This window comes from Dechloromonas denitrificans (genome assembly GCF_020510685.1).
Lineage (GTDB): Bacteria > Pseudomonadota > Gammaproteobacteria > Burkholderiales > Rhodocyclaceae > Azonexus > Azonexus denitrificans_A.
On sequence record NZ_CP075185.1, the window covers coordinates 539679 to 552060 of the forward strand.

The 12382-nt window shown below is 62.2% G+C and carries 13 protein-coding genes and 2 tRNA genes; 9 read left to right on the forward strand and 6 right to left on the reverse strand.

Annotated features, from left to right (window positions below):
• The first annotated feature begins 32 nt into the window (after window positions 1–32).
• The 9 genes from groL to KI611_RS02735 all read left to right on the forward strand — a co-directional run bounded on the left by groL (window position 33) and on the right by KI611_RS02735 (window position 8454).
• On the forward strand, window positions 33–1685 hold the full coding sequence (gene groL, locus KI611_RS02695; protein WP_226418295.1) for a chaperonin GroEL: 1653 nt from the start codon (window positions 33–35) through the stop codon (window positions 1683–1685).
• A 209-nt stretch (window positions 1686–1894) separates the two neighbouring features.
• Window positions 1895–2212, forward strand: a complete 318-nt coding sequence (locus tag KI611_RS02700) for a DUF485 domain-containing protein (RefSeq protein ID WP_226418296.1) — start codon at window positions 1895–1897, stop codon at window positions 2210–2212.
• On the forward strand, window positions 2209–3894 hold the full coding sequence (locus KI611_RS02705; protein ID WP_226418297.1) for a cation acetate symporter: 1686 nt from the start codon (window positions 2209–2211) through the stop codon (window positions 3892–3894). The genes KI611_RS02700 and KI611_RS02705 overlap by 4 nt, the downstream gene beginning before the upstream one ends.
• A 324-nt stretch (window positions 3895–4218) precedes the next feature.
• Entirely contained in the window at window positions 4219–4890 is a 672-nt protein-coding gene (locus KI611_RS02710) for a response regulator transcription factor (RefSeq protein WP_226418298.1), read from the forward strand.
• Window positions 4868–6376 (forward strand): sensor histidine kinase, encoded by a 1509-nt coding sequence (locus KI611_RS02715; RefSeq protein WP_226418299.1) that lies wholly within the window; start codon window positions 4868–4870, stop codon window positions 6374–6376. Before KI611_RS02710 ends, KI611_RS02715 begins: the two co-directional genes overlap by 23 nt.
• Before the next feature lie 87 nt (window positions 6377–6463).
• A tRNA-Phe gene (locus tag KI611_RS02720) sits at window positions 6464–6539 on the forward strand.
• 70 nt (window positions 6540–6609) lie between these two features.
• Window positions 6610–6685 (forward strand) — tRNA-Met (locus KI611_RS02725).
• A 390-nt stretch (window positions 6686–7075) separates the two neighbouring features.
• A complete protein-coding gene (locus KI611_RS02730; protein ID WP_226418300.1) occupies window positions 7076–7654 on the forward strand; it encodes an ATP-binding cassette domain-containing protein in 579 nt (192 codons plus the stop codon).
• Window positions 7651–8454 carry an ABC transporter permease gene (locus KI611_RS02735; RefSeq protein WP_226418301.1) on the forward strand — a complete coding sequence of 268 codons (804 nt, stop codon included), beginning with the start codon at window positions 7651–7653 and terminating at the stop codon, window positions 8452–8454. The genes KI611_RS02730 and KI611_RS02735 overlap by 4 nt, the downstream gene beginning before the upstream one ends.
• 13 nt (window positions 8455–8467) lie before the next feature.
• On the opposite strand, the gene KI611_RS02740 is transcribed toward KI611_RS02735, so the two are convergent.
• From KI611_RS02740 to ribBA, 6 genes are read right to left on the reverse strand one after another with little or no spacing between them, the layout of a single operon-like run.
• Window positions 8468–8755, reverse strand: coding sequence for a type II toxin-antitoxin system HicA family toxin (locus KI611_RS02740; protein ID WP_226418302.1), 288 nt, complete (start codon window positions 8753–8755; stop codon window positions 8468–8470).
• A gap of 55 nt (window positions 8756–8810) precedes the next feature.
• Entirely contained in the window at window positions 8811–9308 is a 498-nt protein-coding gene (locus KI611_RS02745; RefSeq protein WP_226418303.1) for a phosphatidylglycerophosphatase A, read from the reverse strand.
• Window positions 9301–10269, reverse strand: coding sequence for a thiamine-phosphate kinase (gene thiL / locus KI611_RS02750; protein WP_226418304.1), 969 nt, complete (start codon window positions 10267–10269; stop codon window positions 9301–9303). Before thiL ends, KI611_RS02745 begins: the two co-directional genes overlap by 8 nt.
• A gap of 4 nt (window positions 10270–10273) precedes the next feature.
• Window positions 10274–10759 (reverse strand): transcription antitermination factor NusB, encoded by a 486-nt coding sequence (gene nusB / locus KI611_RS02755; RefSeq protein ID WP_226418305.1) that lies wholly within the window; start codon window positions 10757–10759, stop codon window positions 10274–10276.
• Window positions 10756–11229, reverse strand: coding sequence for a 6,7-dimethyl-8-ribityllumazine synthase (gene ribH, locus KI611_RS02760; protein WP_226418306.1), 474 nt, complete (start codon window positions 11227–11229; stop codon window positions 10756–10758). The genes nusB and ribH overlap by 4 nt, the downstream gene beginning before the upstream one ends.
• Window positions 11230–11232: 3 nt before the next feature.
• Window positions 11233–12342, reverse strand: a complete 1110-nt coding sequence (gene ribBA / locus KI611_RS02765) for a bifunctional 3,4-dihydroxy-2-butanone-4-phosphate synthase/GTP cyclohydrolase II (RefSeq protein WP_226418307.1) — start codon at window positions 12340–12342, stop codon at window positions 11233–11235.
• Window positions 12343–12382: the final 40 nt, after the last annotated feature.

Below are 12382 nucleotides of genomic sequence, written 5' to 3' on the forward strand. Positions count from 1 at the left end.
TCTAACCCAATTATTTGAATTAGGAGAAATCAATGGCTGCTAAAGAAGTCAAATTCGGTGATTCCGCACGTGCTCGCATGGTCGAAGGCATCAATGTCCTGGCTGATGCCGTCAAGGTTACCCTCGGCCCCAAAGGCCGCAACGTTGTGCTCGAGCGTTCCTTCGGCGGCCCGACCGTCACCAAGGACGGCGTTTCCGTTGCCAAGGAAATCGAACTGAAAGACAAGTTCGCCAATATGGGTGCCCAGATGGTCAAGGAAGTTGCTTCCAAGACCTCCGACATCGCTGGCGACGGTACGACGACCGCCACCGTGCTGGCTCAGTCCATCGTTCGCGAAGGCATGAAGTACGTTGCCGCCGGCATGAACCCGATGGATCTGAAGCGCGGTATCGACAAGGCCGTGGTTGCCACCATCGCCGAGCTGCAGGCTTTCTCCAAGCCCTGTACGACGACCAAGGAAATCGCCCAGGTTGGCTCCATTTCCGCCAACTCCGACGCTGATATCGGTGAAATCATCGCCAGCGCCATGGAAAAGGTCGGCAAGGAAGGCGTCATCACCGTTGAAGATGGCAAGTCCCTGGCCAACGAACTCGACGTCGTCGAAGGCATGCAATTCGACCGCGGCTACCTGTCCCCGTACTTCATCAACAACGGCGACAAGCAACAAGCGCTGATGGAAAACCCGTTTGTCCTGCTCTTCGACAAGAAGATCTCCAACATCCGCGACCTGCTGCCGATCCTGGAACAAGTCGCCAAGGCCGGCCGTCCGCTGCTGATCATCGCTGAAGATGTCGATGGCGAAGCGTTGGCAACCCTGGTGGTGAACAACATCCGTGGCATCCTGAAGACCGTTGCCGTCAAGGCACCGGGCTTTGGCGATCGTCGCAAGGCCATGCTGGAAGACATCGCTGTCCTGACCGGCGGTACCGTGATTGCCGAAGAAACCGGCCTGTCGCTGGAAAAGGCTGTCCTGAAAGATCTGGGCCAAGCCAAGCGCATCGAAGTCGCCAAGGAAAACACCATCATCATCGACGGTGCCGGCGAAGCCGCTTCGATCGAAGCCCGCGTCAAGCAGATCCGCATTCAGATCGAAGAAGCTTCTTCCGATTACGACCGCGAAAAGCTGCAGGAACGTGTTGCCAAGCTGGCTGGCGGCGTTGCCGTCATCAAGGTTGGCGCCGCTACCGAAGTCGAAATGAAGGAAAAGAAGGCGCGCGTTGAAGATGCCCTGCACGCCACCCGCGCTGCTGTTGAAGAAGGTATCGTCGCCGGCGGCGGAGTGGCCCTGATTCGTGCCCGTGCTGTCGTCAGCAAGCTGAAGGGCGACAACCACGACCAGGACGCCGGCATCAAGATCGTGCTGCGCGCCATGGAACAGCCGCTGCGTGAAATCGTCGCCAATGCCGGTGACGAGCCTTCCGTCGTGGTCGACAAGGTCCAGCGTGGCAAGGGTAACTACGGTTACAACGCTTCCACCGGCGAGTATGGCGACATGGTTGAAATGGGCGTGCTGGATCCGACCAAGGTCACCCGCACCGCACTGCAGAATGCCGCTTCGATCGCCGGCCTGATGCTGACCACCGAATGCATGGTTGCTGAACTGGCTGAAGACAAGCCGGCCGGCGGCATGCCTGACATGGGCGGTATGGGTGGTATGGGCGGCATGGGCGGCATGGGCATGTAATGTCCTGCTGAGCCTCGTTGCTCTTCGGAAGCCCCGCCTTGTGCGGGGCTTTTTTTTCGTCCTTTGGAAAGCTCGTTCGCAGATGGGGTTCGGGAGGTGAATTAACCATAAAGGAAACGATTTCGCTCTGTAAGCTGGTTGTAAGACGCTTCACATAAATTACGCTCTGCAGCAATGCCTCTATAAACAAAATTCTGAGGAGCAAATCAATGTCACAGCACGACGATAGCTACTTGCAGATTCGGAACAATCCAAAGTTCCAGTCGCTGGTGGCCAAACGTAACCGCTATTCGTTCATCATGAGCGCGCTCATGCTGATCGTGTACTACGGCTACATCCTCCTGATCGCCTTTGACAAGGAATGGCTCGCCACCAAGATTGGCGCGGGCTATGTCACCTCCATCGGCATCCCGATGGGTCTGGGGGTCATTCTCTTTACCATCATCATCACGGTCGTTTACGTCCGTCGCGCAAACACCGAGTTTGATACCGAGGCAGCCCAGGTTCTCAAGGAGGCCGGCAAGTGAACGCAAACTACAAATACATTCTCGGCGGTCTGGCCGCTCTGTTGGCCGCTGGCGCAGCGCTGGCCGCCGGTGCCGATCTCGGGCAAACCACCAAGCAGGCGACCAACTGGACGGCTATCGCGATGTTCGGCGGCTTCGTCGGCATCACCCTCTTCATCACCAAGTGGGCGGCTGGCAAAACCAAGACGGCGGCTGACTTCTATACGGCTGGCGGCGGCATCACCGGCTTCCAGAACGGCCTGGCAATCGCCGGCGACTACATGTCCGCCGCATCCTTCCTGGGTATTTCCGGCCTGGTGTTCGCCAACGGCTTCGACGGCCTGATCTTCTCGATCGGCTGGTTGGTCGGCTGGCCGGTCATCACCTTCCTGATGGCCGAACGTCTGCGCAACCTCGGCAAGTTCACGTTTGCCGACGTCGCTGCCTACCGTTTTTCCCAGACCCCGGTTCGCTCCTTTGCCGCTACCGGCTCCCTGGTCGTCGTCGCCTTCTACATGATCGCGCAGATGGTCGGTGCCGGTCAGTTGATCAAGGTGCTGTTCGGTCTGGAATACACCTACGCCGTGATCATGGTCGGTGCGATCATGATGATGTACGTGCTGTTCGGTGGTATGACCGCGACGACCTGGGTGCAGATCATCAAGGCCGTCATGCTCTTGACCGGTGCAACCTTCATGGCCGTCACCGTACTGTTCCAGTTCGGTTTCAGCCCGGAAGCGCTGTTCGCCAAGGCGGTTGAAGTTCACACCAAGCAGGATGCCATCATGTCCCCGGGTGCCCTGATCAAGGATCCGATCTCGGCGATCTCGGTCGGTATGGCCCTGATGTTCGGTACGGCTGGCCTGCCGCACATCCTGATGCGCTTCTTCACCGTGCCGTCGGCCAAGGAAGCCCGCAAGTCGGTTGCCTGGGCAACCACCTGGATCGGCTACTTCTACATCCTGACCTTCATCATCGGTTTTGGCGCCATCGTCAATCTGGTACAGAACCCGACCGACTTCTACGTCGGTGGCGAAATTGCCAAGGGTCTGAAGGGCGGCGGCAACATGGCTGCTATCCATCTGGCCAAGGCGGTTGGCGGCGACGTCTTCCTCGGCTTCATCTCGGCCGTGGCCTTCGCAACCATCCTGGCCGTTGTGGCTGGTCTGACGCTGTCTGGCGCTTCGGCCGTGTCGCATGACCTGTACGCTACCGTGTTCAAGAAGGGCCAAGCCACTTCCGAAGACGAACTGCGCGTTTCCAAGATCACCACCCTCTGCCTCGGCGTGCTGGCTGTGGTTCTCGGTATCCTGTTCGAAAAGGAAAACGTTGCGTACATGGTGATGCTGGCTTTCGCCATCGCTTGTTCCGCCAACTTCCCGGTGCTGTTCATGTCGGTGTTGTGGAAAGACTGCACGACCAAGGGGGCAACCATCGGTGGTTTCGTCGGTCTGTTCGCCGCCGTGGCCATGACGGTAATGTCCGCCAACGTGTGGGAAGCTGTGCTGCACAACCCGAAGGGTTCGGCACCGTTCCCCTACTCTTCACCGGCCATCTTCTCGATGACGCTCGCTTTCTTCACGATCTGGCTCGTGTCCATCCTGGACAACTCCGAGCAGGCCAAGAAGGAACGTGCCCTGTTCCCGAACCAGCTGATCCGTTCGGAAACCGGCCTGGGTGCTTCCGGCGCCTCCGGTCACTAAGCAACAACAGTTCGCTGTTGCCCAGAAGCCCGGGTTCTCCCGGGCTTTTTTTCGTCCTGTTTTTGGGTGGTTTTTTTGTGGCGCGCAGGGCCATGGCAAAAAACAGGGCGCGCGAGTGCACTGCCGAAATCGCAGGGCAGTTTATTTGTTAGACTTGCAGGGCTTTGGGGGAAAAAAACGGTAGGGGGCTACCCAGTGCAGGATCGGGCCACCCCCTGAGTCGTAACCGTAGTAACGACTCCGAGGACCATAAAAGGAGAACAGCCCGCGCAGAATAATGCAGCAGGCTTACAAATTTCTTACGCCGGCATAGACAACGACTACATGCGCATTCTGATTGCTGAAGACGACGCCATCATCGCCGATGGCCTGGCCCGTTCCCTCCGTCAGGGCGGCTACGCCGTAGACTGGGCACCGAACGGCCTGGAGGCGGACACCGCTCTGTTGACGGTGTCCTACGATCTGCTGATCCTCGACCTGGGCTTGCCCAAGCTTTCCGGACTGGAGGTGCTGAAGCGTCTGCGCTCCCGCAGTTCGCAAGTCCCGGTGCTGATCCTGACGGCGCTCGACGGCACCGGCGATCGCGTCAAGGGGCTCGATCTCGGGGCTGACGACTACATGGTCAAACCCTTCGAGCTGGCCGAGCTGGAGGCCCGGGTGCGGGCGCTGACGCGGCGCTCGGCCGGGACGACGCCGACCATTCAGTGCGGTCTGCTGACCTACGATCAGGTCGGTCGCGTGGCGCAGATCCAGGGCGTGACGCTCGATCTTTCTGCCCGCGAAATCGGCCTGCTCGAAGTGTTGCTGACGCGGATGGGCCGTCTGGTCAGCAAGGATCAGCTGGTCGATCACCTCTGCGGCTGGGGAGAGGAAGTCAGCCACAATGCCATCGAGGTCTATGTGCACCGCCTGCGCAAGAAACTCGAGCCGGGTGGCGTGAAGATCGCAACCGTACGTGGGCTGGGCTATTGCCTTGAGCGACCGCAAGGCGAATAGCCTGCCGTCGCCGGGCTCCGAAACCGAGCGCTCGCTGTTTGGCGAGATTCTCGACTGGATGCTCGCGCCACTGCTGTTCGTCTGGCCGCTCAGCATTGCCTTCACCCACTACTTTGCCAACAACGTGGCAAATTTCCCCTACGATCAGGCCTTGCGCGAGCATGTTGCGGCCATCGCTCGTCAGGTCAAGCTGGTCAATGGCAAGCCCTTGCTGACGCTGCCTGCCTCGACGCGCGCCTTGTTGCGGGCCGACGAAACCGATAGCGTCTATTTTCACGTGGTGACGCGCAACGGGAAACTGCTGGCCGGCGACAAGGATCTGCCGATGCCCGACCTGGCGATTGATGCCGATGTGATGGCTGGCGAGATCTATCTTCGCGATGCCGAATTCAATGGCCAGGATCTGCGTCTCGCCTACACCTATCTGGCCGAGGCAAACATGCCGAAGGATCGCTGGGTGGTTGTCGAAGTCGCCGAAACCATCGAAAAGCGCAACCAGTTGGCCAACAAGATTGTCGCCAGTGTCATCCTGCCGCAGTTCATCATCATTCCGCTCGCTGTGATGCTGGTCTGGTTCGGCCTGTCGCGCGGCCTCCGGCCGCTGACCCGCCTGCGCAAAATGATCGAGACGCGCGATCCGGCCGACCTTTCGCCGATCGCTACGCGACGCGTGCCGGAAGAGTTGGAGCCGCTGGTCGAAGCCTTCAACGAGATGCTTGAGCGGATGAAAAAGAATGTCGAGGCGCAGCAGCGTTTCGTTGCCGATGCGGCGCACCAGATGCGGACCCCGCTGACCGGTCTGAAAACCCAGGCCCAGTTGGCTTTCCGCGAAACCGATCCGGATGCCTTGCGGCACGCGCTACGGCAGATCGCCATGGGCGTCGACCGGGCCGGCCGGCTGGTGAACCAGTTGCTGACGCTGGCCCGCACCGAAGGGGGCGGCGAGCCGGCGCAGCAGAAGCACGAACCGCTCGACCTGGCGCAGCTGATTCGCGATGTCGTCGAAGACTGGGTGATGGTCGCCATCGAGAAGGGGATCGACCTTGGCTACGAGTCAGAGGGCCCGGCGATGATTACCGGTAATGCTTTTTTGCTGCGTGAACTGGCGAAAAATCTGGTCGACAATGCCTTGCGTTATACCCCGTCGGGCGGGCGCGTGACCTGCCGGATCCTCGCCAACCCGAATAGCGTCGTCCTCGAGGTCGAAGATGACGGCGTCGGCATCAGTGAAGCCGATTCCGAGCTGGTATTCGAGCGCTTTTACCGGGTCAATGATGCGGCCAGCGAAGGCAGTGGGCTGGGGCTCGCCATCGTTCAGGAAATCGCCATGCAGCACGATTCGAAAGCCAGTCTGCGACCCAACCCGAAGGGGCAGGGGGCGGTGGCGCGAGTGGTCTTCGCCGCCTGGCGACCGCCGGTTCCGCCGCCACCGCCGCCGGACGATTTTTCCGAGCTCTACCGCCAATCCCCGCCAATCGGTCCCTGAGCCAGTTACGGGTTGCCATCAAATCCCCAATTGGTGCGCTTTTGCTTGCGGAGCGCCGACGACCTCGCTATAATGCGCCCTCCTTTTGGCCAATTAGCTCAGTTGGTAGAGCAGCGGATTGAAAATCCGCGTGTCCGTGGTTCGATTCCGCGATTGGCCACCAAAAATTCAAGCACTCAACCTCGGCCCCGCGCCGAGGTTCCGGGCTCCTAGGAAGCAAGTGTTATATCGGACGCGGGGTGGAGCAGTTGGCAGCTCGTCGGGCTCATAACCCGAAGGTCGCAGGTTCAAGTCCTGCCCCCGCAACCAAGAAAGTCAACGAAGGATCAACTGCTTAACAGCGTTGGTCCTTTTTTGTTTTTGGGCGTCGCCAGAGCTTGTTGGGTAGCTTCAGTCGGTTTTGGCTGATTCCAGCCGGATCTCGAACCTGGTGCTGCCGTCTTGCGAAAATGCGCAAACCTCGCCGCCATGGGCGCGGGCGATGGAGCGGGTGATCGCCAGGCCGAGCCCGGAGCATTGGCGGCTGGAGCGCGGCCGCGAGGAGTAGGAAGGGGCGTGGCGACAGATGACGGCAACTGCTCGCTTGCCGTCACCTCGGCCCTCGGCGATGGATGCGCCAGGCGAGTCGCGACTACAATTGGTCCGGTCTCTTGCCGAGAAAGTACGTAAACCTTGTCTTGCCTAAGAATCGACCAACTCGTGACGCGACATCTCGGTCCGATTGCGCTCACTGTCGGGGCTGGCGAATGCATTTGTCTACGCGGTGCCTCGGGTAGCGGCAAAACGCTGCTGTTGCGCGCCCTGGCCGATCTGGACCCGCACCAGGGCGAGGTTTATCTGAATGGCGTGGCCTGTTCCACGCACCCCGCTGCCGAATGGCGGTCGGCGGTGTCGCTGGTGATGGCGGAAAGCCAGTGGTGGGCCGAACGGATCGGCGAGCATTTCCCGGATGGCCTCAATCCGGGCTGGCTGGCCCAGCTCGGCCTGCCGAGGCAGGCGCTGGACTGGGATGTCGCCCGCTGCTCGACTGGCGAACGGCAGCGCCTGGCCTTATTGCGCAGCTTGATGCGAGGGCCGGCCGTCCTGCTGCTCGATGAGCCGACGGGCAATCTCGACGAAGAGAGTACGCGCCGGGTCGAAGCCCTGCTCGACGACTATCGGCTGGCCAATCAGGCCGCCCTGCTGTGGGTCAGTCATGACGACCGGCAGGTCGAACGGGTGGCGCAGCGCAGCTATGTGCTGAACGAAGGCAAACTCGCCGAGGTCGCCGGGCGATGAACGTCATAGCGCTGTCGCCGGTCGATCTGAGTGTTGCCGCCCTGCTCATTCTGGCGCTCGCCGGCCTGTCGCGCCGCATGAGTCTCGGCGTCGAACGGCAACTGCTGCTCGCTGCAGCGCGCAGTACCATACAGCTCTTGTTGATCGGTCTCGTCCTCAAGGCGTTGTTCGATCATGCCCAACTGTTCTGGGTGGCGCTGATGGCGGCGCTGATGATCGTCGTCGCCGGCCGCGAAGTCATGCTCAGGCAGAAACGTCGCCTGCTCGGCTGGTGGGGATTCGGCATCGGCACCGTGTCGATGTTCGTCTCGTCATTCACGGTCACCGTCATGGCGCTGCTCATGGTCATCGGGACGACGCCCTGGTATGCCCCGCAATACGCCATCCCGCTGCTCGGCATGGTGTTGGGCAACAGCATGAACGGCATTTCGCTCGGTCTCGACCGCCTGACCCAGGATGCCGCCCGGCAACGACCGATCATTGAAAGCCGCCTGGCGCTCGGCCAAAGCGGGAGTTGTGCGATTGCCGACTGCCGCCGTGAAGCGATCCGGGTCGGCTTGATCCCGATCATCAACTCGATGGCCGCCGCCGGTATCGTCAGCCTGCCGGGGATGATGACCGGCCAGATCATGGCCGGTACGCCGCCGGTCGAAGCGGTCAATTACCAGATCCTGGTGATGTTCCTGATCGCCGGCGGCACCGGCTTCGGCACCATGGTGGCGGTCAGTTTCGCGGCGCGCCGCCTGTTCGACGAGCGGCAGCGCCTGCGCCTCGATCGCCTGGGAACGCCAGGGCGCTGACCGGCAGGGGCCGCTACTCGCGTTGCGCTTCGCCGGCCTCGTAGGCGGCCAGCGTCACCCCGGCATGGGCCAGCAGGTCGCGCAGCGTCTTGATATCGGTCTTGCTGCAGGTATTGCTGTTGTGCGGGTGGTGGAGGATGGCCTCGACCTTGTTCAAGGTGATCTTGAAACGGGCGCCATGCGAGGGTTCGACGTCGGCGCCGAGGTGGTTGAGCAGCGACTCTATTTCACGCCAGTGGATGTTGGCGCTTGGCGGGTCCTGGTAGATGCTGCGTAGCAGGTGGGCGTGCTTGTGGCTCATGATCTTGCTCCCACAAATATAGGCCTCACCATTCTATGCCTGCGGCGGGCATTCGTCAGGCCAAAACGATTTTCAGCAGGGCCAGCGTGAGCAGGGTGTAGCCGGCCGCTACCAGATCGTCGGCCATCACGCCGAAGCCGTTCTTGACGTGCTGGTCGAAGTAGCGGGCCGGTTGCGGCTTGGTGATGTCGAAATAGCGGAAGAGCATGAAGGCCGCCAGTTGCCAGTAGAAGGTGGCGGGGGTGAGCAGCAGGATCAGCCAGAAGGGGACGATTTCATCCCAGACGATGCTGCCGTGGTCGGGGTCGCCGATGGCGCGGCCAGTCAGGTCGATGATCCAGATGCCGAGCAGGTAGGCGGCGGCGAATGCGGCGAGCAGCGCAAAGTCGGAAAAATACGGGCGGAAGAGCAGAAAGGAGCCCCAAGCGAACAGCGTGCCGAAGGTGCCCGGTGCTTTCGGGGCGAGGCCGCTGCCGCAGCCGAGCGCCAGGAAATGGGCCGGGCTGGCGAGGAGGAATTTGAGGCTGGGGGCGCCTCTCGATTGCTCAGCCAAAGTGGTCGAAACCCTTGTGTTCGAATTCGACCGCTTTGCCGTCCGGGTCGAAAACCGTGACTTCGCCGCTCGGGCCGGCGGTCATTTCGCCGATGCACCACAGCGGCAATTCGAGGTCGGCGGCAATCCGGCTGATCGCCTGGCTCTGCGGGCCGGGGGCGGTGAAGCACAGTTCGTAATCGTCGCCGCCGGCCAGTTGGCACTCCAGCGCCATGCGGCGGAGATCGGCGTCGTAGCTTTCACCCTTCGGCAGGTGCGGCAACTGGACGAGCTTGACGGCCGCGGCGCAGCCCGAGCGTTCGGCAATGTGGCCGAGATCGGCGAGCAGACCGTCGGAAACGTCGATCGCCGCACTGGCGATGCCGACTAGCGCCTGACCGAGGGCGACGCGCGGCCGAGGCTTTTCGAGAGCGCCGATGCACAGGCGCGGCCAGGGTTCGGGCAACTGGATCTTGCCTTGCAACTGGGCGAGGCCGAGGCTGGCCAGCCCGGGCCGACCGGAAACCCAGATCTGGTCGCCAGCCTTGGCGCCATCGCGGCGCAGCGCTTGGCCCGGCTCGATTTCGCCGAGCGCGGTGACGCAGATATTGAGCGGTCCCCGGGTGGTGTCGCCACCCACGACATCGACGCCGTATTCGTCGGCACAGGCGAAGAAGCCTGCGGCAAATTGGCCGATCCACGCTTCATCGGCCGCCGGCAGGGCGCCGGCCAGCGTCACCCAGCGCGGTGTGGCGCCCATTGCCGCGAGATCGGAGAGATTGACGGCGAGGGCCTTCCAGCCGAGATTTTTGGGGTCGGTATCGGGCAGGAAGTGCGTCCCGGCGACCAGCATGTCGGTGGTCACCGCCAGTTGCTTGCCCGGCGAGGGCTGGAGCAGCGCGCAGTCGTCGCCGGGGCCGAGGACGGCCGACGGCGTCGGCCGGGTGAAGTACTGGTCGATCAGCGCGAACTCAGCCGCCATCGTTTCAGCGGGCTTTCTTGGCGGCGACTTCGTCCGGACGAATGATGGCGGCGACCTTGTCGAGCACGCCATTGACGTACTTGTGGCCGTCGGTGCCGCCAAACGACTTGGTCAGTTCGATGGCTTCGTTGATGATCACGCGGTACGGCGTTTCCGGGTGGTTGCCCAACTCGAAGGCGCCGAGCATCAGGATGCAGGCTTCGACTGGCGACAGCTCGCTGAACGGGCGGTCGATGTGAATGCTGATCTGTTCGGTCAGTTTGTCTTTCTGGCCGATGACGCCGCGCAGCGTGCCGACGAAGAATTCGCGGTCGGCCTTGGCAAAACCTTCCATTTCCGGCGCGTAGGCTTCAATCGCGGCTTCGTCGGCGCCGCCGACGCGCCACTGGTAGAGGCCCTGCAGGATGAATTCGCGCGACCGGCGGCGGGCCGACTTGTGCGGCGCCTTGGGTTCTTCCGGGTGTTCGCTGTCGCTGAGGAAAGTGGTCATTGGGCTAGCGCTTTCTGGAGATTGGCCATTTCGACCGCGGCCTGGGCGCAGTCGGCACCCTTCGGTTGCATGCGGACCTCGGCCTGTTCGTCGGATTCGCAAGTCAGGATGCCGTTGGCGATTGGCACGCCGGTGTCCAGCTGGACGTCCATGATGGCGCGGCAGGAATCGTTGGAGACGACTTCGAAATGGTAAGTTTCGCCGCGGATCACGGCACCGAGCGCCACCAGGGCATTGAAGCGGCCGGTCTGGGCCATGCTTTGCAGGACCAGCGGGATTTCCAGGGCGCCCGGCACATTGGCGATGACGATGTCGGCATCGGCCACGCCGAGGCGTTTCAGTTCATTGACGCAGGCCGACAGCAGGCCTTCGCAGACCGGCAGGTTGAAGCGGCTCATCACGACGCCGACTTTCAGGCCGGCGCCGTTCAGGTTGTTGTCGTATTCAAAGATATTGTCGAAGCGGGACATGGCTCAGAGCTCCGCAGGAGAGGTGACGAAACCGGTGACTTCGAGGCCGAAGCCGGTCATGGAGGGCATCTTGCGCGGGCTGGAGAGCAGGCGCATCTTGGAAACGCCGACATCGCGCAGGATCTGGGCGCCGATGCCGTAGGTGCGTGGGTCCCACTTGGTCTGGGCGCGCGGCTTTTCACCGGTCAGGCGGGAGAGCAGGGCTTCGCCGTCTTCCGGCCGGTGCATCAGGACGATGACGCCGTGACCGTGCTTGGCCAGCGCCGCTTGCGCTTCGTCGATCGAGAAGGATTGGCTCTTGCTGGCCGGGTCGAGGAAGTCGAGGACCGACAGCGGCTCGTGGACGCGGACCAGAGTTTCGCCGCCGGCCGGGATCTGGCCCTTGACCAGCGCCAGATGGGTGGCGCCGCTGGCTCGGTCGGCATAGGCGTGCAGGGTGAAATCGCCGTGGGCGGTGCTGATGGTCTTGCTGGTGACGCGCTCGACCAGCTTTTCCGAGGCGGCGCGGTAGTGGATCAGGTCGGCGATGGTGCCGATCTTCAGGCCATGTTCCTTGGCGAATTCAAGCAGTTCCGGCAGGCGGGCCATCGTGCCGTCGTCGTTCATGATCTCGCAGATCACCGAGGCCGGTTCCAGACCGGCCATGCCGGCCAGGTCGCACCCGGCTTCGGTGTGGCCGGCGCGGACCAGCACGCCGCCTTCGCGGGCGGTGATCGGGAAGACGTGGCCGGGCTGGACGATGTCGTCGGCGACGGCGTTGCGGGCGACGGCGACGGCAATGGTGCGCGCCCGGTCGGCGGCCGAAATGCCGGTAGTGACGCCTTCGGCGGCTTCGATCGAGACGGTGAAGGCGGTGCCGTACTGGGCCTTGTTGTTGCGCGCCATCTGGACCAGGCCGAGCTTCTTGCAGCGTGCTTCGGTCAGGGTCAGGCAGATCAGGCCGCGGCCGAACTTGGCCATGAAATTGATGGCGTCGGCGGTGATGTGTTCGGCGGCCATGACGAGGTCGCCTTCGTTTTCGCGGTCTTCTTCATCGACTAGGATGACCATGCGGCCGGCCTTCAGTTCGGTGACGATTTCAGCGGTGCTGGCAATGGCGGGATGCGGGGGCATGGGGTTCCGGAAACGACTAAAAGGGGGGTGCTATTTTCGC